This window comes from Syntrophotalea carbinolica DSM 2380 (assembly GCF_000012885.1).
Taxonomy (GTDB): domain Bacteria; phylum Desulfobacterota; class Desulfuromonadia; order Desulfuromonadales; family Syntrophotaleaceae; genus Syntrophotalea; species Syntrophotalea carbinolica.
Genome location: NC_007498.2, coordinates 970,198 through 997,170 on the forward strand (window position 1 = coordinate 970,198; position 26,973 = coordinate 997,170).

The following is a 26,973-nucleotide window of genomic DNA, read 5'->3' on the forward strand; positions in this document are numbered from 1 at the left end:
CGGCCTCATTTTATAGGCTCGAAATGAATTGTCAAGGGCGCAGAGCTCGTCGCATGGGCGTCGGGAGCGTCTGCGATTTTTTACGATGCATGGAGTAAATCGATAGAACGGCGATCTTCTATCCATATTACCCATTGGACATGGGTTATGAAAAATTGTATGTGTTTATTTTCCCTTCAAATTAATTCGCCCGAAAATCAGTTATGAATCTTTTGATCCCACGCCGGCCAGGGTGGGTGCCCGTTGGGTTATGCGGGCATTCTCCGTATGGTCTGTAAGGGGTTTTGTAGAGATGTGCCTGTCGCCATACGGACCGGCACAGATTGTCCATTCTATCGGGAGTTATGCGTGAGGTAAGGAGGAAGGAATGAAGAACTTTTTGGCGGGACGTTGGGGCATCATCGGTGTCGGATCTGTAATCGGTGTTCTTGCGGCTCTTTTGCAGAAACTGGGAAACCCGGGCAACATGGGCGTTTGCGTCGCCTGTTTCGAGCGGGATATTGCCGGAGCGCTGGGGCTTCATCGTGCCGGGGTGGTGCAGTATGTTCGTCCCGAAGTGATCGGCTTTGTCCTCGGGGCGTTGATCGCAGCTTACCTGTTCAGGGAATTCCGGCCGCGTCTTGGTTCGGCTCCCATCGTCCGATTCGTTCTTGGTGCTTTTGCCATGATCGGGGCGCTGGTGTTTCTCGGTTGCCCGTGGCGGGCGGCATTGCGTCTTGCCGGCGGTGATGGTTCCGCAATCTTCGGATTGCTCGGGCTGGGCGTAGGTATCTGGATCGGTACCTTGTTCTTAAAAGGCGGATACAATCTTGGCCGTACCCAGCGCACGCATGTTGCGGCTGGATGGATGTTGCCCCTTATGATGTTGGGCTTGCTGGTGTTGATGTTTATTTTTCCCGCCGTTTCCGGTGAGGCAAAAAGCGGGGTGCTCTTTTACAGTTTGAAAGGGCCGGGTGCGATGCATGCACCGCTGCTGATATCCCTGGGGATCGGTCTGTTTATCGGGTTTATAGCTCAGCGCAGTCGGTTCTGCACCATGGGGGCTGTTCGGGACCTGGTGCTCTTCCGGCACATGCACCTGATGTCGGGATTCATCGCGCTTATCGTTGCCGCTTTTGTTGCCAACCTGTTGTTCGGCCAATTCCATCCGGGTTTTGAAGGACAGCCCGTTGCCCACACCATGCAGATTTGGAATTTTGCCGGGATGATGTTGGCGGGGCTGGCCTTCTGTCTTGCCGGGGGCTGCCCCGGTCGCCAGTTGTTTCTGGCCGGCGAGGGTGATGGTGATGCCGCCATTTTTGTGCTGGGCATGATTGCAGGGGCTGCGTTCAGTCACAATTTCGGATTGGCCAGTTCCCCGGCCGGTGTTGGCCCCTATGGCATCCAGGCTGTTGTGATCGGCCTTGTGGTGTGCCTGTTTATCGGGTTTACCATGAGAAAAAGTGTTGTTTAAGGAGGAAACCATGACAAAGACAGTAGACGCTCGCGGACTATCTTGCCCTCAACCGGTCCTGATGACGCTGAATGCGATAAAGGCCGGCAACGACAGTGAAATTAAGGTTCTGGTCGATAGTGAAGTTTCCAAGGAGAACGTCTGTCGCGCCGCGAACAATCGCGGGTGGACGGTGGCTGACATTACGGATGAGTCCGGCGAGTTCTCCATAACGATGAAAAAGGGCTAGTAGCGACCCTCCCCTGGGGTGCGTGGAGAAGCCCTCTGCCTTTTTCGTTGGGCTGGGGGCTTCTTTTAAACAGGTCTTCCGCTGCCATTGACGGTTACTGGCTGCAACCGGAGTTTTGACGGGGGAACTTGAATCGCTTTGCCGGTTTGTGGTAGAGATGCCTGACCCAGGAATGACGCAGGAGTTCATTTGTTGCTTTCCCGCACGACCGGTGTCGAAAGCATCCGAAAGGGAATGTGTTTTATATGAGCAGACAGGAAATAAAACTTACCCATATGGTCAAAGCGGCCGGTTGAGCTGCCAAACTGGGCCCGGGGGGCCTGGAAGAAGCTTTGTCCGGATTGTTCGAAGGCAGTGACCCGAATCTCCTCGTAGGGCCGGAGACTGCCGATGACGCGGGGGTTTATCGCATTGGGGACGACTGTGCCCTGGTCGAGACCACGGACATCATCACCCCGTTGGTAGACGACCCTTTTCAGTTCGGTGCCATCGCCGCGACCAATGCCCTGTCCGATGTCTTCGCCATGGGCGGCAAGCCCGTGACCGCCATGAACATGGTTTTCTACCCGGAATGCAGCATTTCCCCCGAAGTGCTGCGGGAGATCCTGGCCGGCGGCAGCGCAAAGATTCGCGAAGCCGGGGCATGTTTGGTCGGAGGGCATACCGTCGAGGATGATGAGATCAAGTACGGTCTTGCGGTGACCGGTCTTGTGCATCCGGATCGGGTGATACGCAATTCCACCGCCCGCCCGGGCGATATTCTGATTCTTACCAAACCTGTCGGCACCGGCATCGTGTCTACCGGGATCAAGGCGGAGATGGTGGCCGACGCCACGCTGGATGAGGCCTGCCGCTGGATGAGCACCTTGAACAATGTGGCCGCACGGATCATGACGGAATGCGGCGCCCACGCCTGTACCGACGTCACCGGTTTCGGCCTTATCGGCCATGCCTCGGAGATGGCCCGGGGAGCGGGGGTTACCTTGCTTCTGGATGTGAGTGCGATACCGGTTATCAGCGGTGTTGCCGATCTGATCAACGACGGTCTGGTGCCGGGTGGCTGCTACCGCAACCGGGATTTCTACTCCCGTTTGCTGGTGGACGCCCGCCCTGGACGCCAAGAGGATTTGAAGCCCTTTGCCGCGGACGATCTCATCCCCTTGTACGATCCCCAGACTTCCGGCGGGCTTCTGATTGCCCTTGCCGTCGAATCCGCCGAGAGGTATATCCGTCTTGCCGGAGACCAGGGCTGTTTTGCCGTTCCGATCGGCGAGGTTGTTGCGGACCGCGGACATGCTGTCGAGATCCGGTGATTTGTCTTCCCATGGTTTTTAAAGCAACGAATTTTTTTTGCAAACCAGCGAGGCCGGGGTGGGTGTTAGTGTCTATCGGTAAAACCGATTGAAGTGCAGCCTTTTGTTGGTATTATCGATTTGATTTATCACCAACGAAGGTATATGTTCGGCCCATGCAACCGACCATCGCCATGTGCAACATATTCGATCAGGATGCGGAAAGACTCGCAGCATTTGCCGACCAAAACGGTTTTTCCGCTATCGACTGGTCCCTGGATCCCTCGCTTCCGGAGAGGGAGCTTCTCTCCCAGATAAAGGTTCTTGACGGGTTTCAGGTACGCTACCACTGTCGTTTTCATGGCGTGGATGTGGCTTACAGCGATCAGCGGGGCGATGACTCCCTGGCGCTGTTGCTGCGTACCGTCGACCAGGTAGCCGCTGCCGGCGGGCGCTATATGACGGTGCATTCCGGGCTTGGCAACCCCTCCGGCGAGGGGATCGACCTGAACCGTGCCATTACCAACCTGACCACTCTCGTGGAGCATGGCCGACGCAATGGCGTTGCCGTGGCCTTGGAAAACCTGACCACGCCGCTGACCAACGATCCCCTTGTGTTTCGCCGCATCGTGACGGAAAGCGACGCTTACGTCACCATCGATATCGGCCACGCCCACGCGGTGCGCCACCTGCATCCGCACAAATCCATTTTCGACGAATACATTCTGCCCCATCGGGACAGGCTCCTTAATGCGCATGTCTACCATACGGAGCTTGACGGTTATGGCCATGTCCCGCCCGCCGATCTGGCGGATATCAGCGATCGGCTGGATCTTCTCGGCCTGGCCGAATCCTGCGACTGGTGGGTCATCGAACTCATGAATCCGTCCGAATTGCTGCACACCCGCGACCTGCTGCAAAACTACCTCGAAGCCTCCTCTCCGCAAACCGTTGAGGTTCGGCAACCAAGTTCCTTTCCCCTCGGTGCAATCTAGGCAAACGTGCGTCCGGCAGCGTCGGGTGGACACTCGCACCGTTTTCACTTAGGAAACCGCACAGTCTTCGGTATACTCTGAGAAATCCGTCTTTCTTTTTCCAGAGGACCGGGCATGCGCTGTATTCTTCTTCTTCTCGATGGTCTCGGCGACCGAAGTCACTCCTGCCTTGACGGCCGGACTCCTCTCCAGGCTGCCCACACCCCCAATCTTGACAGACTTGCCTCCCTCGGCATGAACGGGCTTTTTCATGCCCATCTCCAGGGAACCGCGCTACCCAGCGAGCTTGCCCATTTTCTCATGTTCGGATACCGCATGGAGGATTTTCCCGGGCGGGGTGTTGTGGAAGCGCTGGGTGAAGGTCTCGATATCCGGGAAAACGATGTGGCTTTGCTGGCCCGCATCTTCTCCGTGGAGAAGCGGCGGCAGGCCCTTGTGCTGCGTCACGAAAACCCCGCGCTGGACCGGCAGGACTGCCAGATACTTCAGGGGGCGGTACGAAACTTCAGCCGATCCGGCATCGATGCGGTGTTTTTGCCTACCGGCGGGATCGGCGGCATCCTCCGTCTCCGGGGGAAGGTGTCGAAAGGCGTTACCGATTCGAATCCGATCATCGAGGGGCGTCCCCTGATGGAGGTTTTCCCTCTGCGCGCTATGGCGGATGATGCTTGTGCGCAAAACACGGCGCGGTTTCTCAATGATTACCTGCGATGGAGTTATCGGACGCTTTCGGAACACCCTCTCAATCGACAGCGTATCCGGGAGGGGCTTGCTGCCGTCAATGCCGTCGGTACGCAGCGGGCCGGTATGCTGCACAGCCTGCCATCGTTTGCCGACAAGTGGGGGCTTAAGGGGCTGCTGATCGCTTCCGGCGCCGTGTACCATGGGATCGGTCAGGTGCTCGGCATGGACACCCGCGGGGTCAGGGACACGGGCGACCCCGGCAGGGATCTGCAGGCGCGGCTCGCCATGGCGTGTCAGGCCAGAGAGTTTGATTTCGTCCATGTGCATACCAAGATTGCCGATCAGGCCGGTCATACCAAAAATCCCCTTCTCAAAAAGCGGGTGATAGAATCCATCGACACCGCGATAGCCTATGTGCTCGAGGAGATCGTCCCCGATGATGACATCCTCTTTGTCGTTACCGCCGACCATTCCACAGCTTCTTCCGGTCGCATGATCCATAGCGGCGAGACGGTGCCGCTGGTTATGGTCGGACAGTATGTGCGGCGCGATGACGTCGAGACCTTCGACGAGGTAAGCTGCGCCTCAGGAGGTTTGAGCCTCGTCAGGGGCACGGAACTCATGTATTTGATCCTGAACTTTCTTGACCGGGGCAAACTCTGGGGACTCAGGGACGCACCGGATGAGCGGCCCTTCGCTTCGGGGATATCAACGCCCCTCCGAATCGATTGAGCCTTGGGCCTGTGTTTTGTTACGGCTCGAAGCATAGAAGGAAGAGGTCTGGACCATGACACATGAACCGATGGCGGATGCCGAAACGGGGGTCATTCATGGCCGTTTCCAGGTTCTCCACAACGATCATCTGGCCTATCTTCTGGCGGGGAAGGCCCTTTGCCGCCATCTGGTCGTGGGGATCACCAATCCGGATCCGTTTTTGACCAAAACCGAAGCCGCGGATCCGCATCGTAGCAGTTCGGTCGCCAACCCTCTGACCTATTTCGAGCGTTACACCATGGTGCGCGCCGCCCTGGAAGAGGCGGGGATCGCATCGTCTCACTATTCCGTGGTTCCTTTTCCCGTCAACATGCCCGAGCTGTATCGATACTATGTGCCCCTCGATGCGCTGTTTTTTCTCTCCATCTACGACGACTGGGGCAGGCGGAAGCTGGCGTATTTCACCTCCCTCGGTCTGGCGACGCATGTTCTCAGGGAGGTGCCGCTCACCCGGAAAGGCCTCAGTGCTACGGATGTCCGCCGCCGGATGGCAAACAACGAGCCCTGGGAAGATCTGGTCCCTCCTGCCGTAGCCGATCTTATGAAGAGGTGGGGTATTCCCGGACGCTTGCGGGCCATGGTTCAGTCTTCCTGAATACCCGGACCGGCATCGAGCCTTTCCTGTGCTATTGATAAAACCAATAGCTAGTATCACTTTTATTTAAAATTACAATTAGACAACAAACGGGGCATTTGTTAGCTTCCTTGGAGTATTTTTTCTATTTTTATTGGAGGAGCGTATGAGGAAGTTTTCTTTGATTCAACTGGTATTGGTTGTTGCTGTTTCGCTTGCAGCGTATGCACCGGCTTTTGCCGGTAGTCTGGATGTGTTCAAAGGCGAGAGCGGGGTGTTGAAGATCTCTGGCGGTACGGCGCATATTCCCGTGATGAAAGACGTCGCCAAGAAAATCATGGTCATCAATCCCGACATCCAGATCAGTATTGCAGGGGGCGGCTCCGGTGTCGGTATCAAGCAGGTGGGAGAGGGCCTGGTCGATATCGGCAACAGCGGACGCATAGCGACCGAGGAAGAAATCAGCCGCTATCAGCTCAACCTCTACAAGTGGGCCATCGACGGTGTGGCGCCGGTGGTTCATCCGAACAATCCGGTGAAGGCGTTGACCAAAACCCAGATGATCGATATCTTTTCCGGCAAGCTTGATAACTGGAAGATGCTGGGTGGTGCAGATCGGAAAATCAACGTCTATACCCGCGATGAAGCAAGCGGCACCCGGGCGGTTTTCTGGAAAAAAGGGCTGGATAAGGCGCAGATGACCACCGGTGCCCATGTCGTCGTATCCAACGGTGCGATGAAATCGGCTATTGCGCAGGATCCCTACGGCGTCGGCTATGTGTCCGTGGGGCATATCGATGCAAGTGTGGCTCCGGTTGCACTGGATGGCGTGGTGCCGACTATCGAGAGCGTACAGGACGGAAGCTTCAAGATCGCTCGTGGCCTTTACAGCAATACCAAGGGCGAACCGCACGGCCTGACAAAGAAATTCATCGATTTTCTCTATACAACCGACGGCAAAAAGATTATTGAGCAGCGCGGATTTATTCCCGTCCGATGAAAAAAATCGGGGAACTGGTTGCGGAGAGGGCTTTTTTCCTCTCCGCAGTGGCAAGCTCTTCGATCACCATAGGGATTCTGGTCTTTATGGTGTTCATGGGCCTGCCCCTGATAAGAGAGGGCGGGGGATATCACCTCCTGCTGAAATCATGGTCGCCGTACCAGGGATCGTTCGGGATTTATCCGATGATCGTGGGTACGGCGGCCATCTCTTTTTTGAGTTTGGCGGTTGCCTTTCCCGTGAGCCTCGGTTGTTCATTCCTGATTGCGACCATCGCCCCGAAACCGGTGAGCAGAGGGTTGCGCCGGATCATCGAGCTGATGACCGGGATCCCGACGGTTATCTATGGTTTCGTGGGGATATTCCTTGTCGTTCCGCTGGTTCGGGAATGGTTTCAGAGCGGATCGGGGATGTGCGTTTTCACCGCCGCCCTGGTGCTCGGCATCATGATTTCACCGACCATGACACTGTTTTTTAGTGACAGTTTCGACCGGATTCCCCGCTCGTACCTGGATGCAGCCGATGCGCTGGGGGCCAGTCACGTGCAAAAGCTGTTGTATGTCATGCTGCCTGCCGCGAAAAAAGGGATGCTAAACGGGGTTATCCTTGCACTGGGACGGGCTGTGGGCGACACTCTTATTGCCCTTATGCTGGCCGGCAATGCGGTGCGGGTGCCGGCATCGGTTCTGGAGCCGGCCCGGACGCTCACAGCGCATATCGCCCTGGTGATTGCAGCGGATTACGAGAGCCCCGAGTTCCGGTCCATTTTTGCCTGCGGGGTTGTGCTTTATCTGTTCACCATGGCAGTGACCTTTCTGGTTCGGTATATAAGCTATGCGGAGGACAGAAAACCTTGAGATTACGCATCCTCGAGAGGCTTACGGTCCTGTTCGCATGGGCCGCCGGCTTGATGCTGCTTTGCGCGGTATTTCTGCTGATGGGCTATTTGTTCGTCAAAGGGGGGCGGGCCGTCGATCTGTCCTTGATTTTTGGCGATGCTTCACCGTTGCAGGCACTGCTCTTTAAGCAACGGGTCTTTGACGGCCTTTTCCCGGCTATTGTCGGTACCCTGGTGCTTATCCTTCTGTCCATTTTCTGGGCCATACCGATCGGCATCGCCACGGGAATTTATCTGGCCGAGTATGCCGGGGGGCGGGTGAAAAGAGTGCTCGATGCCCTGTTCGACGTTTTGTCCGGCATTCCCTCCATTGTGATCGGATTGTTCGGTTTTTCCTTTGCCGTTTTTCTGCATAAACAGTATTCGAACGATATCGGCCCGTGCCTGCTCATATCGAGCCTCGCCCTGTCGTTTCTGGTGTTGCCCTACATCATCCGGACCACACAGGCGGCTCTTGAGGGGATATCCCCGCGATTTCGTCTGACGGCACTGGCGCTGGGGGCGACCAGATTACAGAACATCTTTTTGGTGTTGATACCCAAATCCTTATCCGGGATTATGAGCGGGATTATTCTCGCCATTGGGCGCTGCGCCGAAGACACGGCGGTTATCATGCTCACGGGAGCCGTTGCCTCCGCCGGTTTGCCGCGCTCCCTGTTTTCCCAGTACGAAGCGCTGCCCTTTTACATCTATTATATTTCATCCCAATATTCCAACCCCGATGAACTGATGCAGGGATATGGGGCATCCATTATCCTTCTGTCGCTCTGCGCTCTGCTGTTCGCAGTGGCGTACGGCATCAGAAAGGGGTTGAGCCATTTTATTTTTTACCGACCATGAGCCATGTCATGACCGACGATGTTAAGATACGTGTCGCCAATCTTGATTTTTTCTACCGGGATCGGGCGATATTGAACGATGTCAACGTGAGTTTTGCCAAGCATGCGATCAGCACTTTGACCGGGCCTTCCGGGGTCGGCAAATCCACCTTTCTCATGACCCTTAACCGCCTCTGGGAAAACCTGCCGGATGCGGCTATGACGGGCAGGGTGGAGATCGAGCTGCAGGGTAAATGGCAGGATGTTTACGCCCGCGGCATGTCGGTGACGGACTTGCGAAAAATGGTGGCCATGGTTTTTCAGGCCCCCAACCCGCTGCCGATGAGCATCCGTAAAAATATCGCTTTTCCCCTGAAGCTGTCCGGTGAGACAAATCGGCAAACGGTAGCCGCCAGGGTGGAGCAGGCCCTGCAAATGGCCAATTTGTGGAGTGAAGTCAAAGACCGGCTGAACGACGATGCCCGCACGCTGTCGGGGGGGCAGCAACAGCGACTCTGCATCGCCCGTGCTTTGGTGATGGAGCCGGAAGTGTTGCTTCTGGATGAGCCTACCTCTTCTCTGGATCAGGCTTCTACCGCCGTGATTGAAGAACTTCTGGTCGGGTTGAAGGATCGTCTGACCATCCTGGTTGTTTCCCACTATCAGGAACAGGTGATGCGGATCTCGGACAACATCGTCAGGTTTGACGGGAACACCGTTGTTGCGCAAACAGAGAAATAAACTGCGGACGTTTGGCCGTTCGTCCCGTACATAGGATCATCGTCTGACATTTTTAACCGGGGGGCGGTTTTTAAAGGACTGGCCATCGCCTGGTGTTTCAACGAAAGGTATTGCCCATGTTGCCCCTTGCCATCCCCAATGAAGAGGTCGTGGCCATTGAGCATGTCATCCTCGATTTTAACGGTACGCTAGCCGTCGACGGCAAGCTGATTTCCGGCGTGGTGCCGAGGCTCGAAGCTTTGAGTTCCCTGGTCACCGTGCATGTGATTACGGCGGATACCAATGCCAGCGCACGTTCGGAACTGGCGTCGCTGCCCTGTACTCTGAAAATCATCGGCCGCGATAAGCAGGATCAGGCCAAGCTCGAATATGCCCGAAGCCTGGGGCTGGGCAGGGTGCTGGCGGTTGGCAATGGCAGGAATGATGGTCTGTTGTTGAAAAACGCAGCTTTGGGTATCTGTCTTATCCAGCAGGAAGGGGCCGCTGTGGCATCCATGCTGGCTGCGGACATTGTATGTGTCGATATCAAGGATGCTTTGGATCTGCTGCTGCAACCGCATCGGATTGTCGCGACGATGAGAAATTGATACGGTAGCTTATTGTCTGGTAGCCCGCGGGGACGGATTCCAGATATGGAGCAGCCATGCGGTCTGTTTCGTATGCCGAACCTCTGTCATGGCTAGCCGCAAAACCGGCCACCGCGCCTGCATTTTTTCTAAGGTATGTTCATGAATCTGAAACAGCTTGAGGTCTTTATCGCTGTTGCCGAGAGCGGCAGTTTTTCGCGAGCCGCGGAAATCACCTTCCTTACCCAGTCGACGGTCAGTCAGCATGTCTCGTCGCTGGAAAAAGAGTTTGAGCTGAAATTGCTCGACCGGACCGGGAAAGGGGCGTTTCTCACCGAAGCGGGGACGCTGCTGCTGGACCATGCTCAGCGCGTGGTTGCCGAGGCCAGGGAGGTGCCGCGGGCTTTGAGCCGGTTTCGCGGGCTTGAAGACGTTACTTTGAAAATCGGCGGCAGCAATATTCCTGCCTGTTACATGATCCCGCAGTGCATCTTTGCTTTCCGCAGGCAGCATCCCGGCGTCATTATTACCCTCTGCCAGGGCGACAGCCGGGAAACCCTCGAGCGGGTCAAGCGCGAAGAGGTGGCGTTTGCCCTGGTCGGAACGCGTTTTGCGGACAAAGGCCTTGTCCATACGCCTTTGGTTTTGGACAAGATATCGCTGGTGGTACCCGCAGGTCACCCCTGGAGCAAAAAACAGCATATCCGTCTGGCGGATCTTGCCGGTGAGCCGATCATTGTCCGGGAGCCCGGTTCCGGTACGGACAGGACTTTGCGCGAGGCCCTTGCCAAGGCGGGGTTCGCCCCGGACGAGCTGACCCCCTCCATGTGCCTGGGCAGCAATGAGGCCGTCAAGCAGGCGATACTCAACGGAGCCGGCATCTCTTTTGTTTCCGAGATGTCGGTGCAAAAAGAGTGTGAGCGGGGCGAGCTGTCCATGGTCGAGGTCCAGGGGCTGGAGATCCTTCGCCATTTTTACCTGATCGCCCGCCAGGGGCGCGATCTTGCGCCAGCGGCCAAAGCTTTCATCGACTGTATTCACCAACGTTTTCGCTTGTAAAAAAGCCTCCGATCGTTTGGCTGGGTACGAGCGGAATGATGCATTCTGCGCCAGGGGGCCTCCCTCGAAACGGTAGAACGGGGTTGCATAAATCCCATCGATCGGCTACTATTCACCTCCTTCGGGAATCCGTAACAGGGTTTTTTATGTAGCCGTTGCGGCTGCCGGGGCCTTCAGCATGTTTTTGTTGGCCTTGTTTGTATCTGTGATGCATGGAAGCGCGTCGGTCGCTGGTGGGCCGCCCGGTCTTCAAAACCGGTGTGGGGGGTGAGAAACTTCCCAGGTGGGTTCGATTCCCATGCGCTTCCGCCAATTCTAAACCCGGGTACGGTTTTCAATGTATGCGGATGCGGCGGGTTTTTGCTGTGATCCCGGGACCGACTGACATCGGTTCTGCAAAAATTGTTATGATGGTGCAGGCTTTTGCATCTAAACCTTCCGGTTTACATTTTCTTCCCCCAATACCTTTCTGAAATACTGCGTATATGAATTCTCTGAGATTCCACCATCGTATCGATCGTGGTGAAAAGGGTATTCCATGAAACACCTTATTCTTGGTACTGCCGGTCATATCGATCATGGCAAAACTTCCCTGGTCAGGGCTCTGACCGGTACCAACACGGACCGTTTAAAAGAAGAAAAGGAACGCGGCATCACCATCGAGTTGGGCTTCGCGCATCTGGAACTGGGGGACGATATCCAGTTCGGTATCGTGGACGTTCCGGGGCATGAACGGTTTGTCCGCACCATGGTGGCGGGAGTCGGCGGCATGGACCTGGTCATGCTGGTCATCGCGGCCGACGAAGGGGTGATGCCCCAGACGCGGGAACATCTGGAAATCTGCCAGTTACTCGGGGTCAGAAAAGGGCTGGTAGCCCTGACCAAATGCGATATGGTGGATGAGGAGTGGCGGCAGCTCGTCATTGAAGATGTTCAAAATTACCTGGTCGGAAGTTTTCTGGAAGAGGCGCCGATTGTCCAGGTCTCGGCCAAAACCGGCGCCGGATTGGAGGATCTTCAGTCGCAGCTAGCGCAACTGGCCTCCGAGGTGCACGAAAAATCCGATGACGGTTGCTTCCGCCTGCCCGTGGACCGCGTCTTTACCGTTGCCGGCTTCGGCACGGTGGTCACCGGTACGCTTCTTTCCGGTAAGATTGCCACCGGGGACGAGGTGGAGATTTTACCGGGCGGCCTGACTTCGCGGGTGCGCAGCGTTCAGAGCCACGGCACAAAGGCCGAGTACGGTTCGGCGGGGCAACGCCTGGCGGTCAACCTGCAGGGCATCGATCATGCCGATATATCCCGCGGAGATGTAGTGGTGCCGCGCGATGTTTATAATGTTACCCGTACCGTCGATGTGCGGATCGATTATCTGGCTTCGGCGACGCGGGAGCTGAAGCACCGCGCCACGGTACGGCTGCATTCCGCCACTTATGAGGTTCCGGCGCAGGTCATTCTGCTCGATCGCGATACCCTTGCTCCCGGAGACTCCGCTTTTGTGCAGTTGCGTCTGAAAAGCCCGGTCCTGCTGTTGCCCGGTGATTATTTTATCGTACGCAGCTATTCCCCCCAGATTACCATCGGTGGCGGGGTGGTCATCGACCCCGCTCCGCCGCGGCGACGTCGTCGTTCCGCCCAGGCCCTGGAACTGCTGGATGCTCTTAACGAAGGGCAGGATGCCGATAAGCTGTCGTTGCTGATTCAAGAGAGCCTGCTTTCGGGTTTGTCTCTGGATGAACTCGTCGTTCGCAGCGGTCTGTCTGCCAAAAGTGTCGACTCCGCCCTGGCGGGATTGCTCTCCCAGGGGGGGGTGGTCCAGGTTGTGCGCAAACCACGGATTTTTTTGGCCAAACAAGCCTTTGAAACGCTCAAGGGGCTGCTGTTGGAGGGGCTGGAAGAGTACATCCGGGAAAATCCCCTGAAAGAGGGCATCGGCAAGGAAGAGCTTAAAGCCCATATCCCGAAACGAAGCGATAGCCGTTTCTATGCGGTGGTGTTGGCTGCTCTGGAGAAGGAAGGCAAGGTGCTTGTCGAGAAGGATCTGGTGAAGATCCCGGGGCACAGGGCTTCGGTGGTGGTGGGCCAGGCGGGGCTGTTGGCTCAGCTTGAACATGCTTTGCAGGAGGGTGGCACGGAACCGCCCAGCATCAAGGAAATGTGTGCGGCGGTCAGCTGCGCCGAGAGGGAGGTCCTCGGTCATCTGGATCTGCTGGTTCGGGAAGAGCGGGCGGTCAAAATAAAGGCCGATCTGTTTTATGCCCCCGAGCCTTTGATGACGCTGCGGGAACAGTTGCTGGCCTTTCTTCGGGAAAAGCAGGAGATCACGCCGCCGGAATTTCGCCAGTTGACCGGCCTCTCACGCAAATACATGATTCCGTTGCTGGAATATTTTGACCAGGAAAAGATCACCATCCGGGTTGGCGACAAGCGGATGTTGAGAAAGAGGAATTAAACTTCGTAGAAATTCGGCGGCCTGTAAGCAGGCCGCCGAATTTTTATGATCGCGGCGTGTTGTTTTTTTGTTTTGCCACGCTGGGTCGATAATCGCATGCTATTTTCAACACTTGAGGGCATATCGGTTGAGAAGGTGTGGCGATAAATACCCCGTTTGAAGAAACGCCTTTCTTATCCGAGCCATGGTTTTGTTCTAAATTTCTTGACGCTTCTTCGGATGGTGTGCTACAAGCGTGGTGGCTGTTTTTTGGCAGCGTTTTTGATAAAAATTGATATTGAATTTTTTTCTATAATTTCCATACATATCTACAATCATCAACCTGTGTTCTGAAGGGACCGGTGCGTTCGGATGCGTTCTCTTGAATGGATCCGGTTCGGCATGGGTGTGCCTTCTCTTGCCGAATTGCGCTTGGGCTCGCTGCTTAAGCGTTCGGGGCACAGAACCGTTTTTTCGGGGTGTCTTGTGATTGCGGACGGAGCGGTACAGGTTTCGTCGTTTGTGTGGGATATGCATGATTTTGCAGGGTTTGTTATTTAGTTATCGAGGTTGAGAAACGTTTCCCCCCTTTTCTTCCAGACTGACTTGAGCATTTGCCCCATGCGGCAAACATCGTTTGCCGGTATCCGGACGCGCAGAGTGGGAAGTCCTTGGCTTCACCGTTCAAGACCGCGCATCCGATGCCTGTGAATTTTACCATGGATGGTTGCGGCGGCAAGTTCGCCGACAGCGGAAGTTAAGGCACCTTTCCGACAGAAGTTGACAAGTGGTATGCCGGCCGCGCGTATCGGACACCGCCAAGGTTCGAGGATCTTTGCGGCAGGCCGTTGATGCTCGGCGTGCGCCCTGATCCCTGTCACTATCTGTCATTTCAGCAGGATAAACGGTTGGCCCAGGATGCTTGGGAGAGGGCGGCATCTGTATGCCGTAAGCCTGGGAATATACAATAAATCGGAGAGGAGAGGAACATGGCAATTTGCAAGTGCACCGGCGAACAGGTTGAGTCGCCACAGGATGTACAGCTCATGGAATTGCTTGAGCACTACCGTGAATATGACGGTGCGTTGATCCCGGTGTTGCAAGGCGCACAAGATATCTACGGCTATCTGCCTGGGGAGGTACTGGAAACTATCTCCAAGGAACTGAAAATACCGTTCAGCGAGGTATTCGGAGTCGTCACCTTTTATTCTCAGTTTCATCTCAAGCCGCGTGGCCGCAATATCATTCGCGTGTGCCTCGGTACCGCATGTCATGTGCGTGGCGGGTCGAAGATATTCGAAGGGTTGAAGGAAATCCTGGGTGTTGACAATGGCGGAACCACGGAAGACCTGCGTTTTACGCTCGAGTCTGTGGCCTGTATCGGAGCTTGCGGACTGGCGCCGGTTATCATGATCAATGATGATACCCATGGTCGACTGACGAATGATGGTCTCGATAAAATCCTGGAACAGTACGAGTAGGGGGGGAACGATGGGCTCTTTAAAAGAAGTACGCTCGAGCATCGAGGAAGCATACAAGAAGAAGCTGGACCGCCCCCGGATCATCGTTGGACTGGGAACCTGCGGGATGGCTGCTGGCGGCACCAAGGTCATGGCTGCGATTGAGACCGAGGTTGAGAAGCTTGGGCTGGATGTCGACCTGGATTTCACCAGCTGTATCGGTATGTGCTACGCCGAGCCGGTAGTTGAAATGGGGCTGCCTGGCGCAGCCAGCGTCGTTTACGGGGGCGTTTATCCGGAGGATGTCGCGCAACTTATCGAAAGTCACATGGTCAATAAGACCCCGGTGACGGATAAGGCAGAGATTCAGATCTCGGCCGGAGGCGCGACCTATGAGGGTATTCCGGTCATGGAAAAATCCCCGTACTATGAGAAGCAGGTACGGTCGGTAACCTCCCGTCTTGGTCGCACCAATCCCGAACGCATCGAAGACTATATCGCAACCGGCGGCTACGCAGGGCTTGAAAAGGCTTTGACCATGGAGCCTCAGGAGATCATCAATCAGGTGAAAATCTCCGGTCTCCGCGGACGCGGCGGCGGCGGTTTCCCCACCGGCACCAAATGGCAGTTCGTTGCCGATGCCGTGGGCGACAAGAAATACATCGTCTGCAACGCCGACGAAGGCGATCCCGGGGCATTCATGGACCGCAGTGTTCTGGAAGGCGACCCGCATGCGATCATGGAAGGCATGATGATCGCGGGCTACGCTATCGGAGCCAATGAAGGGGTCATCTACTGCCGTGCCGAGTATCCGCTGGCTATCAAGCGTTTGAACATGGCTATCGCGGTGGCGGAAGAGATGGGGATTCTCGGTGACAATATCATGGGCACCGACTTCAACTTCAAACTTCGCATCAAGGCCGGCGCCGGCGCCTTTGTCTGTGGCGAGGAAACCGCCCTGTTGAATTCCATCGAAGGCAAGCGCGGCATGCCGCGGGTGCGGCCGCCGTTCCCTGCTCACAAGGGACTGTGGCAGAAGCCGACCTGCCTGAACAACGTGGAAACCTTCGCCAATATTCCCTTCATCGTCCGCAACGGCGGTGACTGGTACGCCAGCATGGGTACGGAAAAGAGCAAGGGGAGCAAGGTTTTCTGTCTCACCGGTAAGATCAACAATACCGGTCTGGCCGAAGTCCCCATGGGGATCACCCTGCGCGAAGTCGTCTTCAATATTGCCGGCGGTATTGCCGACGGCAAGAAATTCAAGGCCGTACAGAGCGGCGGACCTTCCGGCGGCTGTCTGCCGGCGGAGCAGCTCGATCTGCCTATCGATTACGATTCGCTGATCAGCGGCGGCGCCATGATGGGTTCCGGCGGTCTGGTGGTCATGGACGAAGGTACCTGCATGGTGGACGTGGCGAAATTCTTCCTGAATTTCACCCAGCTCGAGTCCTGCGGCAAGTGTACGCCATGTCGCGAGGGTACCAAACGCCTGTTGGAAATTCTCGAGCGTATCTGTGACGGTTTGGGTGTGCCGGAAGACATCGACACTCTGGAGCGCCTGGCCAAAACCATCAAGACCTCGGCCCTGTGTGCTCTCGGACAGACGGCTCCGAACCCGGTTCTGACCACGTTGCGTTATTTCCGCAACGAGTACGAAGCGCACATCAACGAAAAGCGTTGCCCGGCCGGTGTCTGTCCCGAACTGCTGACCTACGCCATCGTTGAGGACAAGTGCGTCGGCTGCGGCGTCTGCATCAAGGCCTGTCCGGTAGGCGCCATTACCGGCGAAAAGAAAGCCGCCCATACCATTGACGCCTCCAAGTGCGTCAAGTGCGGTGCTTGTGTGCCGAAGTGCAAATTCGACGCTATTGTTCAGGCGTAACAATCGGTAGCCGGCACGCATCATGGGTGTCGTGCCGATTTCCTCAAACGTAAAGAGAATGTAAAATCTTGCGTGGATAGAAGGAGGTAACAATTGTCTACTGTTGCTCTTACCATAAATGGCCAGGAGGTCACGGTTCCGAAGGGTACCCGGTTGCTGGATGCAGCCACGGGAGCCGGTTTCTTTATACCGACATTTTGTCATGACGAAAACAGCCCCAATTACGGCGGCTGCCGCATTTGCGTGGTGGAAGTCAAAGGTGCTCGCAACCTGGTCGCTTCCTGCTGTGCCGAAGCCCTGGACGGGATGGTTGTCGAAACCGAGTCCGAGGCGGTTGTCGAGGCTCGGAAGACCATTCTGGAGCTGATGCTGGCCAATCACCCTGTGGATTGTCTGACCTGCGATAAAGCCGGCGACTGCCGGTTGCAGGACTATGCCTTCCGTTACGATGTGAAGGCCCCCACTCTCGGCGGCGAACGAAAAGATTACGAATTCGATGATTCGAATCCGTACATCAATCGGGATATGAACAAGTGTATCCTGTGCGCCAAATGTGTCAGAACCTGTCAGGACGTTGAAGAACGGGCGGTTATCAGTCTGGCCTATCGCGGCTTCAACACCAAGGTCGCCCCCGCTCTGGACGGCAATCTTGCCACGTCCGAATGCGTCTCCTGCGGTCGCTGTGTGTCGGTATGTCCGGTGGGGGCTCTGACCTATAAGTCCCTGTCCGGAAAAACCCGCTCCTGGGAAGTGGCAAAAGAGCAGGTCACCTGCACCTGGTGTGACGCGGGCTGTCAATTCGACCTGCTGCGCAAGAACGGCAAGGCCGTCGGTGTTGTGGCCAAGGCGCCCAGTGAAGGCCGTCCGCTGTGCCTGAAAGGCCGTCTTGGTCTGGAACTGCGGTACAACGATGAGCCGATGGCGCCGATGATCAAAAAAGGCGATCAGTATGTCGAAGTCTCCTGGGCCGAGGCTCTGGGCCTGGATGAAATCATCGAAAAACTGAAATAGTCCGGATCGTATCCGAACGTTACGGGGGCGTTTTCTTCACTGGAAAAATCGGTGGAGAAAACGCTCCTTTTTTTATGCGTATCCTCCGGAGATAACTTACCGGGATATTCCCAATCCCTTCAGGCTTTAAATTTTTTACTCGCCTTATCGGTTCAGCAACCAGGCATTGTGACGTTGGACTATCGTTAAATGGGGGTAAACTGTAAGGAAAGACAGGGCCTCGAGGATTACGGCCCTCGCTTGCCACTGATTGTTGTTGTCTGGATGGATGCTGCCGGTGGTCATTTTAACGGAGTTTTTACATGTGCTTTCGCACGGATATCAAGGTCGGTTGTTGTGGATTTGCCTGTGCGGTCGAGGCTTATTTTGAGAAGTTCCGCGCGGTGGAAATCCAGCAGACCTTTTACCGATTACCCCGACCAGGGACCGTTGCAAAATGGCGCGAGCAAGGGCCGGACGGTTTCGTTTTCAGTCTCAAGGCATGGCAGCTGATCACTCACGATCTGTCCTGTCCCAGTTTCCGTTTTCTCGACGAGGGGTATTTACCCCAGGCGCTGGCCCGATGCGGCGGTTTTCGCGCCACGGAGGAGGTCCTCGATGCATGGCAGGCGCTACGCGGATTAGCCGGTGTGCTGCATGCCGGATATATCCTTTTTCAGAGTCCGCCGAGTTTCGAACCGACGGCAGAGCATGTGCATAGGATGGAGGGCTTTTTTCGCACGATTGACAGAGGGCGCTTGCGGCTGGCCTGGGCACCGCCGGAGGGCTGGCCCCACAAACTCATCAGCGATGTGTGCCGAACCAGTCGTTTGATCCATTGTACGGATCCTTTTGCCGGCCCGGTGCTTAGCCGCGGTCCCGTCTATTTCCGTCTTCAGGGCATTACCGGTTACCGGCATCGTTACAGCGACGCTGAATTGATGCAGTTGCGACGCTTTTGTCGGCGTAAAAGCGGCGTGGTTTTTTTCAATACCATTCACATGCAGGAGGATGCCCGGCGCTTTGCATTGTTGTTGCCTAAGCGGTGAGCAAAAATCACCAGGCTAAAAAAGGCGGCAGGTTTCCCTGCCGCCTTTACCGTGCCAAGTGATATGTCCGGATCAGCCCAGAATGTCCTTGAGGTCGGCTTCGGGTGTGCTGATCGGGGCGATGTTGAAGTTTTCGACCAGGTAGTTCAGTACGTTCGGCGAAACGAACGCCGGCAGACTGGGACCGAGTTTGATGTTCTTGATCCCCAGATGCAACAGGGTCAGCAGAATGACCACCGCTTTTTGCTCGTACCAGGACAGGATCAGCGACAGAGGCAGATCGTTGACTCCGCATTCAAAGGCACCGGCCAGGGCTATGGCGATCTGGATGGCGCTGTAGGCGTCGTTGCATTGGCCGACGTCGAGCAGTCGCGGAATGCCGCCGATATCGCCGAAGTCGAGCTTGTTGAAACGGTACTTGCCGCAGGCCAGGGTCAATATGATGCAATCTTCAGGCACCTTTTCCGCAAATTCGGTGTAGTAGTTGCGCCCGGGCTTGGCGCCGTCGCAGCCGCCGATCAGGAAAAAGTGTTTCACCGCGCCGGTCTTGACCGCTTCGATGACCTTGTCGGCGACGCCCAGCACCGCATCATGGCCGAAGCCGACCAGGATTTCCTTGCCCGGTGCTTCCGGCAGATCGGGGCAGGCCAGGGCCTTGTCGATGACAGCGGAGAAATCCCAACCGTCGATATGCTTGACGCCGGGCCAGCTTACGCAATCCCAGGTAAATACGCGGTCGATATAAGAGCCGGCCGGTTTCTGGATGCAGTTGGTGTTGAAGATGATGGCGCCGGGGAACTCGGGGAATTCCTTGGCCTGATCCTGCCAGGCACCACCGAAATTGCCGGCCAGATGCGCATACTTTTTCAGGCCGGGGTAGGCGTGGGCCGGCAGCATTTCGCCATGGGTATAAATGTTGATGCCTTTGCCTTCGGTTTGTTTCAGAAGCTCCTCGAGCATTTTCAGGTCATGCCCGGTAACCAGGATGCCTTTACCGGCACGGGTACCGAGGTTGACCTTGGTCGGTTCGGGTTTGCCGTAATGTTCGATATGGCCCTGGTTGAGCAGGCCCATGACGGTCAGGTTATGTTTGCCGCATTCCATGGCCAGTCCGACAAAGTCCATCAGGCCCAGATCGGGATCGCAGGTGGCGGCCAGAGCGCGGTGAAAAAAGGCGGAAACCTCTTCGTCGGTTTTGCCCTGGATCAGCGCATGATGAGCGTAGGCAGCCATGCCCTTGAGACCGTAAATCAGGATCTCGATGGCTGAACGCACATCGGGGTCGGAATGCAGGTCCTCGATGCTGTAGGCTTCGCCCTGTTTGACCAGGTCGCCGGTCGGTTTCCAGTCTTTGGCCGCGGTGGGCGGCCCGTGTTTGAAAGCATCCTTGATGCCGCTGACCAGTTTGCCGATGCCGCAACAGGAGGTGCCGGCCAGTGCCATCGCTTTTTTTTCCATCTCGTAACAGCGGGCGATGACCTTCTCCAGATGCTTCGCGTCGAAGTCCACGTTGGTGACGGTGGCGAACAGTCCCTCAAGCATGAATTTGTCCACTTCGGGGTCGCGTTTGCCCTGCTTGCGGGCTTCGTTGGCGTACCACGCCAGACCGCGCAATCCCTGCAAAAGATTGTCCTGCAGTGCCGCCGTTTCCGGTTGTTTGCCGCATACGCCGCTGATGTTGCATGCCACGCCTTTAGCCGTCTGTTCACATTGATGGCAATACATGATGTTTTTCCCCTTTTCTGTTTTAAAATGCCAAACGACCTGACTGCCTTGAATTTCCCCTCGGATAAATCCGTGTGAAACACGAACCGCACCACTGCGCGGTTTTCATTGTTTCCCAGCTTCCGTAACAAAGGGGGCCATGCAAAAAGACTACGCTGAATCGTTGTTTTAAAAGTTGATGCAGGTCAACTTTTAACCGATTTGCCGTACATAACTTCGAGTGTATCAACTTTTGCCCAAAAATCACGAGGATGGGCCGTTGCGCCGGATATGCAATGCCGGTCGATGTGCTGCAAGGCGTTGTCGTCTATTGCCGATGCCCGTTTTTCCCGATTCAGGTTGCAGGAACCTGGCGTAAGGGCTCGCTGATGGCCATGGCTTTCTTTTCCTGCCGTCCGCTTCATTCCGGGTGTAAATATAGGTGTAAAAAATATCTATGGTGTGTTATTTATTGGTATGCTCTAGAAAGACAAGTCCGTTTCGCAGGAGGAATTTATGGTTTTTGGATTTGGACGCGGCGGCAGAGGCGCCAAAAAATCGTGGGGATGTCGTAAGGGGCGCGGGGGGCCGCCAAGCCATTGTGTCTGTTCGGCCTGCGGCGTCAAACTTCCCCATGTACCGGGCGAGCCCTGCTTCAAACGCCTTTGCCCTGAATGTGGGTCGCCCATGACCCGACAGCTTGTCGAGGAGGATCGCTAGGTCCATGCCCAATCAGTGCGTCGATACGAATCATCAGGCCCGTCTCAAAAGAGGCCAGCGCATCGCCCTTACGGCAACGGTGGCTACCCTGGTGCTGGCCCTCGGCAAGGCTTTCGTCGGCTGGCGTTTTGCATCGCCGGTGTTAATCGCCGATGCCTTTCACAGCGGGGCGGATCTGCTGGCCATTTTTGCCAGTTTTTTCGGTCTGTGGCTGGCCGGTCGGGAGAAAACCGAGCAATTTCCTTACGGTCTCTATCGGGTGGAAACCTTCGTGACCTTGTTGGCCGGGGCGGTGATTTGCTGGGCCGGTTTCGAGCTCATTCCCGAGGGATGGAGTAAACTCGGCCATGTCGGCGAAAACGAAATATTACCGACATGGCCGATGCTGGCCAGCGGGATCTCCATGGCCGTGTCTCTGGCCATTGCCGTAGCGGAAAGGCGTGTCGGTCGCGCCATCAATTCCCAGTCCCTGCAGGTCAACGCCAGTGAATCTTTTCTCGATATCGCCACCTCGGCTGTGGTTCTGCTGGGGCTGCTGCTTAATTATCTGGGGATTCGCTATGTCGAAGGAACCGTTATCCTGCTGATTGCCGGATTGATCGTGAAGCTCGGCTGGAGCAGTGTAAGGCAATCTTTCCTGGCGTTACTTGACGCCAATCTCGATCCGGAACTGACCTCGGCCATCGAAAAACGTGTCAACGAGATCTATGGTGTGAAGGGGGTGAGTGAAGTCCGCATCCGCCAGGCCGGTCCGTTTCGTATGGTCGACTGTGTCATTTATACCAGCCCGACCTTACCTCTGTATCGCGCCCACCATTTGGCCGATCTGGCCGAAACCGCCATACGCGATCAGAGCGAACATGTCGAGTCGGTTTTCGTGCATGTCGAACCGGCCGTCGATCACGAGATGACCGTTATCATTCCGGTCAAGGATATCAACGGCTTCGCTTCCCATGTACACGGCCATTTTGGCCGAGCCCCCTATTTCGTGGCCATCCGCCTGAATGGGCGAACCGAAGCGATTGAGGACTTCTATTCCAACCAATACCTGGAAGAGAAAAAATTCATCGGCTTGAAGGTCATCAAAACCATGCTTGTGCAGCAGATCGATCTGCTGTTCACCGCCAGCATCGGGGAAATCTCCTTTTACATGCTCAAGGATAATCTGGTCGATATTTACCGGATTGCCGAAGGACAGACCGTCCGGGATGTTCTGGCTCAATTCCATAACAAGGAGTTGCCTGCCATAACCTCGCCGACCCATTCCGTTGATGAGTCGTTGGTCGAATAATCGGCGGCCTTTCACCCTTGACAGATAGAGGGATAGTTATTATCTTTTAGATGCAAGTTGCATCTATTGAATATCCCCGGTTGTTCTTCAGGGAAGGGCCGAGGTCAAACAGCGAACGGAAGCCGCCAAGGCGGTGGAAAGGAGTGCGATATGCCAGGAGGAGATAGAACCGGTCCACAGGGATACGGTCCGCTGACAGGGCGACGGATGGGTGTTTGCGCCGGATACGATATGCCGAATGCTGCAGGTTTAGGCCGCGGCCGTGGCGGGGGCCGCGGTTTGGCTATGCGGCGGGGCTGCGGCGGTTGGGGATTTCCTGCCGTTGCGCCAGCGGCACCTGTCGTACCGGTTGCGCAAGCTTCCGATACCAACGTCTTGAAGGGCCAGATCGATACCCTCGAAAGATCACTGGCGGCATTGAAACAGCAGCTTGAAGCCATGGAAACGCGTCGTGGCGAATAATATCCCTGCGACGGCAGAATAAAAAAGAGGCGGCGGCCATGGGCACCGCCTCTTTTTTCGTGGTGCGCCAGGCATGGCGCGTAGCGCCTTGACTGGCGCTGTTCTGGCTGCTGTGGTGGCAGTCGGATGACTTGGGGGTGCAAGTCCCCTACGGACCCTGATGACGGGAACCGTTAGCTGAACAGCAAGGGTGTCCACCGCGAGGTGGAATCTGAAGGAAGCTGTAGGCAAACTTCCGGCCCGACGAACAGGAATCGCATACGAGGCAGTGCCATCCGGGCGAGAAGGCCATAGTCTTCAAAGCCCGATAGTCATCCGGGAGGGTGGTGCTGTATATGCGGCGGGTATGTGGAAGGAAGGTCACGCGTCTTACCCTGGGAGATCTGTCAACCTGCCTCGTGCTACCGGCATCGCAAGGTGTCGGGATGGGTTGGCAGAAGTCAGCAGAGGCCATAATAGCCGGGCTAACCACTTTGGCGAAGGGCCGAACACGAGGCGCTTTTCAGGAGGCACGAATTTCGATGACGATCGAAGAAGCAGAAGCCCTGGTTGAGATGCCGGGGGCCATGTCCGAGGGTAGCGACCGGAAGTCGCGAGAGTACGGCATCGGTGCGTCAAACGTCACGGCATGCAGTGAATCATCCTGGACGGAAGTGGCAACGCGGCTGATGGAAGAAGTCGTCAGTCGCGGCAACATGATGGCGGCTTACCAGCGAGTGGTCAGGAACAAGGGCGCGGCGGGCATCGACGGAATGCCGGTTGGCGACCTTAAGACCTACCTGCAGGAGCAGTGGCCGCGCATCAAAGAAGAACTGCTGACCGGAACCTACCAGCCTCAGCCGGTGCGGAAGGTGGAAATTCCCAAGCCCGGTGGCGGGATGCGTATGCTCGGCATTCCCACGGTGCTGGATCGGCTCATTCAGCAGGCGCTGCATCAGGAGCTGATGCGGCTGTTTGAACCGGAATTCTCCGAGCACTCCTACGGGTTTCGTCCCGGACGGAGCGCCCACCAAGCCGTTCAGTCCGCCCGCCGGCACGTAGCCTCCGGGCGGCGCTGGGCGGTCGATATCGACTTGGAGAAATTCTTTGACCGCGTGGGCCACGACATACTCATGTCGCGGGTGGCCCGCAAAGTCAAAGACCGCCGGGTATTAGGGTTGATTCGCCGATATCTGACGGTCGGTGTGCTTGAAGGGGGGATTATTTCGCCAAGGGTACAGGGGACGCCGCAGGGCGGCCCTCTCTCGCCCCTGCTGTCGAACATCCTTCTCGACGAGTTTGACAAGGAACTGGAGAGGCGGGGCCATGCCTTCTGTCGCTATGCCGACGACTGCAATATTTACGTGCATAGTCGCCGGGCGGCCGAGCGAGTCATGACCTCGTTGACACGGTTTCTGGAACAGCAGCTCAAGCTCAAAGTCAACCGCGTCAAAAGCGCCGTTGGCCGCCCCTGGGAAAGAACCTTTCTAGGCTACAGCATGACCTCTCACAAAAAGCCCCGTCTGAAAGTGGCGGGATCTTCCGTGAAGCGGTTCAAGACTAGCCTGCGAGAAATCTTTCGGCGGGGAAGGGGACGCCGTCTCAAGCGGGTCATCGAAGAGTCCACTCCGAAGCTTCGAGGTTGGATCGCCTACTTTCGCCTGGCGGAGGTTAAGGGTATCTTCGAGGATCTTGATGGTTGGATCAGGCGGAAACTGCGCTGCATTCTGTGGCGACAGTGGAAGCGCCCCTTTACCCGAGCCAGGAATTTGATGCGGCGGGGATTGCCAGAGCATCGGGCGTGGCGATCCGCCACAAATGAGCGAGGCCCCTGGTGGAACTCAGGAGCCTCGCATATGCACGATGCACTTCGGAAATCCTACTTCGACAGACTGGGGTTGGTCTCGTTAGTAGATTACCGCAGACGCTTTCAGTGCGCTTTGTGAACCGCCGTGTACGGAACCGTACGCACGGTGGTGTGGGAGGACGGCGGGGGTAACCCCGCCTCCTACCCGATGAAGTGTTCATTCGTTAAACCAAAGCTGCGGCAGTGCGGTTTTGCACGGTGACGGCCCTATCCCTTCAACAAAAGATAAAGCAATTTCCGGCTTTCACCAGCGGGCATGATTTGTTAAAGTATGTTGCAGATACGATTCTCGTTCGATTCTGGAGGCATGAATGCGCCATATTTTAATAAGTTGCATGCTTGTAGGGGTGTTGGGAGGCTGTGCGGGCTCGAATGAGCACCTGACGCGTCTGCAGGAAGAAAATCAGCAACTGCAGCAACAATTGACCACCGTACAGCAAAGCCTGGACACTTTGACGGCGGAAAAGAACATTTTGGATGACAGGGTCGCTGATTTGACGCGGGTTTCCGGAACCTTGCAGCGGGAGAAGCGGGCCAGGGTGGAGGAAGCGGAACAGTTACGCCGGGCCATGCGGACTTTTGTTCAGGCACAAATGGATGCTTTACGGCAATTCTCTCTGCGGCAGGAATTTTTTGACTATATCGGTGCGGAGCTGGTTAACCGGCAACACAGCGGCGATGAAAACCTGACGCTTGTCGATAGCGGTAATCCGTTGCCCGGCAAGGGGGCTTTGCTGTCGCTAAGGGGATATTTCATCGTTCCGTGCAGGTTGCATCTGCTGGTTTTTCGGCCGGCAGAAGATCTGTGGGAAGTCGTTGAGGTTTCCCCGCTTCTCGAGGTCGCCCAAGCCGGTTTGAACCAGGTCGATCTCGATGTTCCGCTGGCCGTGCAGGCCGGAGATATTCTCGGCTTTGCATTTGTCGGGCCGGTGGGCATTCCTTACGACGACAAAACCGGCAACACTCTGCTTTTCTCCGACCCATTGAAAAACGGCAGTCGCGTGCATATCCCGGCTACCAAGGGGACGCCGAACCGGCGAGCCTATTCCATCGGGGGGGTAGGGTTGTTTCAATAAGCCAGCGCAGTGACGAAAATAAAAAAGGCCGGGATTGTCCCGGCCTTTTAACGATCCGGCTTTTTTCAAAAGGCATCAGCTCCCTGCATTCCGATCCGCAATTTCCCTGATGTTGTCATAGACATCGATGGGACTCACGCCGTTCGACTCCGCTATCTGTTTCAGCGTCATTCCGCTTTGCCAGCGGATATTCTTTTCCTTGAGAGCCGCTGCGACAGCGCCGGCATCCAGCCGGTACCGGCCAAGCAACTCCTCCAGCGTCAGTTTCCCCAACCCCTTGACCGGTTTTATCGGCATTTTTTCAATTTTCTCTATCGATCCGGCGGGCTTGATCATGGCCAGATAGATTTCCTGAGGAGGAACGTGGTTGGCAAGGGCAATCTTTTTCAGAGACTGGGCATCCGACTCGACGCTGTAGCCAGCCGCTTTAAGGCCCTGCAAGGCCCGGTCAAGATCGATATCCATGTGTCTGGCGAAGACCTTCAAAGAGGATAATTCGGCATGACCGTAGGGCGGCTCTCCATATTTTCGGGCGGCGCCATCCTTGATGTGTTCATTGACGGCAATGATGGTCGAAAAGGGCGGCATGCCGAACTGGGCTCCTGTTACGAACAGCAGCGTCAATACCAGGGCGATATTGAAATTCATGGTGAATATCCTCAGGTGCCGGTGTTTGTCCTTCATGTAGAGGACCATGTTTTTCCAGTTGAAACAGGTGTGAACCACCGCCGCGACCGTAAACAGGATGCCCGCATTGATGTGTATGGCGGTCCACTGATCCTTGGAAAGACTCCATAGTTTCCAGTCGGCCCAATAGGCCACCCGCCCATGGGGGACGATGAACAGAACAGCGCTTGTCAACAGAACGAAGAACAGCGACAGGAATGCGGTCAGTGAAGCGATTTTTTTCATTTTCAACGGTTTCCTCCTCGGAATATTTCAGCCTTTCTCCGCGCACCAAGAAGTTTTTCTGACG

Annotated in this window: 24 protein-coding genes and 1 tRNA gene; 23 read left to right on the top strand and 2 right to left on the bottom strand. The window is 56.0% G+C overall.

Going from position 1 to position 26,973, the window contains the following annotated elements:
• Positions 1–367 precede the first annotated feature (367 nt).
• The 18 genes from yedE to PCAR_RS04995 all read left to right on the top strand — a co-directional run bounded on the left by yedE (position 368) and on the right by PCAR_RS04995 (position 18,898).
• Positions 368–1,453, top strand: coding sequence for a YedE family putative selenium transporter (yedE, locus tag PCAR_RS04905; protein ID WP_011340533.1), 1,086 nt, complete (start codon positions 368–370; stop codon positions 1,451–1,453).
• A gap of 10 nt (positions 1,454–1,463) precedes the next feature.
• Positions 1,464–1,682: a sulfurtransferase TusA family protein gene (locus PCAR_RS04910; RefSeq protein WP_041531254.1), complete on the top strand. Its 219-nt coding sequence runs from the start codon at positions 1,464–1,466 to the stop codon at positions 1,680–1,682.
• A gap of 245 nt (positions 1,683–1,927) precedes the next feature.
• Positions 1,928–2,995 carry a selenide, water dikinase SelD gene (selD, locus tag PCAR_RS04915; RefSeq protein WP_011340535.1) on the top strand — a complete coding sequence of 356 codons (1,068 nt, stop codon included), beginning with the start codon at positions 1,928–1,930 and terminating at the stop codon, positions 2,993–2,995.
• 155 nt (positions 2,996–3,150) lie between these two features.
• Positions 3,151–3,969 (top strand): sugar phosphate isomerase/epimerase family protein, encoded by an 819-nt coding sequence (locus PCAR_RS04920; protein WP_011340536.1) that lies wholly within the window; start codon positions 3,151–3,153, stop codon positions 3,967–3,969.
• Between the two features lie 114 nt (positions 3,970–4,083).
• Positions 4,084–5,385 carry an alkaline phosphatase family protein gene (gene apgM / locus PCAR_RS04925; RefSeq protein WP_011340537.1) on the top strand — a complete coding sequence of 434 codons (1,302 nt, stop codon included), beginning with the start codon at positions 4,084–4,086 and terminating at the stop codon, positions 5,383–5,385.
• 55 nt (positions 5,386–5,440) lie between these two features.
• Positions 5,441–6,022, top strand: coding sequence for a nicotinamide mononucleotide adenylyltransferase (locus PCAR_RS04930; RefSeq protein ID WP_011340538.1), 582 nt, complete (start codon positions 5,441–5,443; stop codon positions 6,020–6,022).
• Positions 6,023–6,167: 145 nt separating this feature from the next.
• On the top strand, positions 6,168–7,001 hold the full coding sequence (locus tag PCAR_RS04935; RefSeq protein ID WP_011340539.1) for a phosphate ABC transporter substrate-binding protein: 834 nt from the start codon (positions 6,168–6,170) through the stop codon (positions 6,999–7,001).
• Entirely contained in the window at positions 6,998–7,858 is an 861-nt protein-coding gene (gene pstC, locus PCAR_RS04940; protein WP_011340540.1) for a phosphate ABC transporter permease subunit PstC, read from the top strand. Before PCAR_RS04935 ends, pstC begins: the two co-directional genes overlap by 4 nt.
• The gene (gene pstA / locus PCAR_RS04945; protein ID WP_011340541.1) at positions 7,855–8,739 is read left to right on the top strand and encodes a phosphate ABC transporter permease PstA; all 885 of its coding nucleotides are present in this window, start codon (positions 7,855–7,857) and stop codon (positions 8,737–8,739) included. Before pstC ends, pstA begins: the two co-directional genes overlap by 4 nt.
• 8 nt (positions 8,740–8,747) lie before the next feature.
• Positions 8,748–9,458, top strand: a complete 711-nt coding sequence (locus tag PCAR_RS04950; RefSeq protein ID WP_041531589.1) for a phosphate ABC transporter ATP-binding protein — start codon at positions 8,748–8,750, stop codon at positions 9,456–9,458.
• Positions 9,459–9,550: 92 nt separating this feature from the next.
• Positions 9,551–10,045 (top strand): HAD family hydrolase, encoded by a 495-nt coding sequence (locus tag PCAR_RS04955; RefSeq protein WP_200858987.1) that lies wholly within the window; start codon positions 9,551–9,553, stop codon positions 10,043–10,045.
• 141 nt (positions 10,046–10,186) lie between these two features.
• Entirely contained in the window at positions 10,187–11,083 is an 897-nt protein-coding gene (locus PCAR_RS04960; protein WP_011340544.1) for a selenium metabolism-associated LysR family transcriptional regulator, read from the top strand.
• Positions 11,084–11,297: 214 nt separating this feature from the next.
• Positions 11,298–11,395: transfer RNA gene (locus PCAR_RS04965), tRNA-Sec, on the top strand.
• Positions 11,396–11,621: 226 nt separating this feature from the next.
• Positions 11,622–13,535 carry a selenocysteine-specific translation elongation factor gene (gene selB, locus PCAR_RS04970; RefSeq protein WP_011340545.1) on the top strand — a complete coding sequence of 638 codons (1,914 nt, stop codon included), beginning with the start codon at positions 11,622–11,624 and terminating at the stop codon, positions 13,533–13,535.
• Positions 13,536–14,503: 968 nt separating this feature from the next.
• The gene (gene nuoE, locus PCAR_RS04980; protein WP_011340549.1) at positions 14,504–14,995 is read left to right on the top strand and encodes an NADH-quinone oxidoreductase subunit NuoE; all 492 of its coding nucleotides are present in this window, start codon (positions 14,504–14,506) and stop codon (positions 14,993–14,995) included.
• Positions 14,996–15,005: 10 nt separating this feature from the next.
• Positions 15,006–16,859: an NADH-quinone oxidoreductase subunit NuoF gene (nuoF, locus tag PCAR_RS04985; RefSeq protein WP_011340550.1), complete on the top strand. Its 1,854-nt coding sequence runs from the start codon at positions 15,006–15,008 to the stop codon at positions 16,857–16,859.
• Between the two features lie 93 nt (positions 16,860–16,952).
• A complete protein-coding gene (locus PCAR_RS04990; RefSeq protein WP_011340551.1) occupies positions 16,953–17,870 on the top strand; it encodes a 2Fe-2S iron-sulfur cluster-binding protein in 918 nt (305 codons plus the stop codon).
• A 302-nt stretch (positions 17,871–18,172) separates the two neighbouring features.
• A complete protein-coding gene (locus tag PCAR_RS04995) occupies positions 18,173–18,898 on the top strand; it encodes a DUF72 domain-containing protein (RefSeq protein WP_011340552.1) in 726 nt (241 codons plus the stop codon).
• Between the two features lie 72 nt (positions 18,899–18,970).
• Here PCAR_RS04995 and hcp read toward each other — a convergent pair whose 3' ends face one another.
• Positions 18,971–20,623 carry a hydroxylamine reductase gene (gene hcp, locus PCAR_RS05000; RefSeq protein ID WP_011340553.1) on the bottom strand — a complete coding sequence of 551 codons (1,653 nt, stop codon included), beginning with the start codon at positions 20,621–20,623 and terminating at the stop codon, positions 18,971–18,973.
• A gap of 495 nt (positions 20,624–21,118) precedes the next feature.
• On the opposite strand from hcp, the gene PCAR_RS18575 reads away from it, so the two are divergent.
• The 5 genes from PCAR_RS18575 (at position 21,119) to PCAR_RS05025 (ending at position 25,997) form a co-directional block, all read left to right on the top strand.
• Positions 21,119–21,322 (top strand): hypothetical protein, encoded by a 204-nt coding sequence (locus PCAR_RS18575; RefSeq protein ID WP_148204302.1) that lies wholly within the window; start codon positions 21,119–21,121, stop codon positions 21,320–21,322.
• A 4-nt stretch (positions 21,323–21,326) separates the two neighbouring features.
• Positions 21,327–22,613, top strand: a complete 1,287-nt coding sequence (locus tag PCAR_RS05010; protein ID WP_011340554.1) for a cation diffusion facilitator family transporter — start codon at positions 21,327–21,329, stop codon at positions 22,611–22,613.
• A gap of 150 nt (positions 22,614–22,763) precedes the next feature.
• Entirely contained in the window at positions 22,764–23,075 is a 312-nt protein-coding gene (locus PCAR_RS05015; RefSeq protein ID WP_011340555.1) for a DUF5320 domain-containing protein, read from the top strand.
• A 521-nt stretch (positions 23,076–23,596) separates the two neighbouring features.
• The gene (gene ltrA / locus PCAR_RS05020) at positions 23,597–25,000 is read left to right on the top strand and encodes a group II intron reverse transcriptase/maturase (protein ID WP_041531257.1); all 1,404 of its coding nucleotides are present in this window, start codon (positions 23,597–23,599) and stop codon (positions 24,998–25,000) included.
• Positions 25,001–25,232: 232 nt separating this feature from the next.
• Positions 25,233–25,997 (top strand): hypothetical protein, encoded by a 765-nt coding sequence (locus PCAR_RS05025; protein WP_011340557.1) that lies wholly within the window; start codon positions 25,233–25,235, stop codon positions 25,995–25,997.
• 75 nt (positions 25,998–26,072) lie between these two features.
• Here the strand turns inward: PCAR_RS05025 and PCAR_RS05030 are convergent, their stop codons facing one another.
• Complete coding sequence (locus PCAR_RS05030; RefSeq protein ID WP_011340558.1) at positions 26,073–26,909, bottom strand: DUF4405 domain-containing protein; 837 nt, start codon at positions 26,907–26,909, stop codon at positions 26,073–26,075.
• Between the last annotated feature and the right edge of the window lie 64 nt (positions 26,910–26,973).

Excerpts from the sequence above, each read along its gene's own strand:
- yedE (WP_011340533.1), top strand. The coding sequence starts at position 368 with ATGAAGAACTTTTTGGCGGGACGTTGGGGCATCATCGGTGTCGGATCT.
- PCAR_RS04910 (WP_041531254.1), top strand. The coding sequence starts at position 1,464 with ATGACAAAGACAGTAGACGCTCGCGGACTATCTTGCCCTCAACCGGTC.
- PCAR_RS04920 (WP_011340536.1), top strand. The coding sequence starts at position 3,151 with ATGCAACCGACCATCGCCATGTGCAACATATTCGATCAGGATGCGGAA.
- apgM (WP_011340537.1), top strand. The coding sequence starts at position 4,084 with ATGCGCTGTATTCTTCTTCTTCTCGATGGTCTCGGCGACCGAAGTCAC.
- PCAR_RS04930 (WP_011340538.1), top strand. The coding sequence starts at position 5,441 with ATGACACATGAACCGATGGCGGATGCCGAAACGGGGGTCATTCATGGC.
- PCAR_RS04935 (WP_011340539.1), top strand. The coding sequence starts at position 6,168 with ATGAGGAAGTTTTCTTTGATTCAACTGGTATTGGTTGTTGCTGTTTCG.
- pstC (WP_011340540.1), top strand. The coding sequence starts at position 6,998 with ATGAAAAAAATCGGGGAACTGGTTGCGGAGAGGGCTTTTTTCCTCTCC.
- PCAR_RS04950 (WP_041531589.1), top strand. The coding sequence starts at position 8,748 with ATGACCGACGATGTTAAGATACGTGTCGCCAATCTTGATTTTTTCTAC.
- PCAR_RS04960 (WP_011340544.1), top strand. The coding sequence starts at position 10,187 with ATGAATCTGAAACAGCTTGAGGTCTTTATCGCTGTTGCCGAGAGCGGC.
- selB (WP_011340545.1), top strand. The coding sequence starts at position 11,622 with ATGAAACACCTTATTCTTGGTACTGCCGGTCATATCGATCATGGCAAA.
- nuoE (WP_011340549.1), top strand. The coding sequence starts at position 14,504 with ATGGCAATTTGCAAGTGCACCGGCGAACAGGTTGAGTCGCCACAGGAT.
- nuoF (WP_011340550.1), top strand. The coding sequence starts at position 15,006 with ATGGGCTCTTTAAAAGAAGTACGCTCGAGCATCGAGGAAGCATACAAG.
- PCAR_RS04995 (WP_011340552.1), top strand. The coding sequence starts at position 18,173 with ATGTGCTTTCGCACGGATATCAAGGTCGGTTGTTGTGGATTTGCCTGT.
- hcp (WP_011340553.1), bottom strand. The coding sequence starts at position 20,623 with ATGTATTGCCATCAATGTGAACAGACGGCTAAAGGCGTGGCATGCAAC.
- PCAR_RS18575 (WP_148204302.1), top strand. The coding sequence starts at position 21,119 with ATGGTTTTTGGATTTGGACGCGGCGGCAGAGGCGCCAAAAAATCGTGG.
- PCAR_RS05010 (WP_011340554.1), top strand. The coding sequence starts at position 21,327 with ATGCCCAATCAGTGCGTCGATACGAATCATCAGGCCCGTCTCAAAAGA.
- PCAR_RS05015 (WP_011340555.1), top strand. The coding sequence starts at position 22,764 with ATGCCAGGAGGAGATAGAACCGGTCCACAGGGATACGGTCCGCTGACA.
- ltrA (WP_041531257.1), top strand. The coding sequence starts at position 23,597 with ATGACGATCGAAGAAGCAGAAGCCCTGGTTGAGATGCCGGGGGCCATG.
- PCAR_RS05025 (WP_011340557.1), top strand. The coding sequence starts at position 25,233 with ATGCGCCATATTTTAATAAGTTGCATGCTTGTAGGGGTGTTGGGAGGC.
- PCAR_RS05030 (WP_011340558.1), bottom strand. The coding sequence starts at position 26,909 with ATGAAAAAAATCGCTTCACTGACCGCATTCCTGTCGCTGTTCTTCGTT.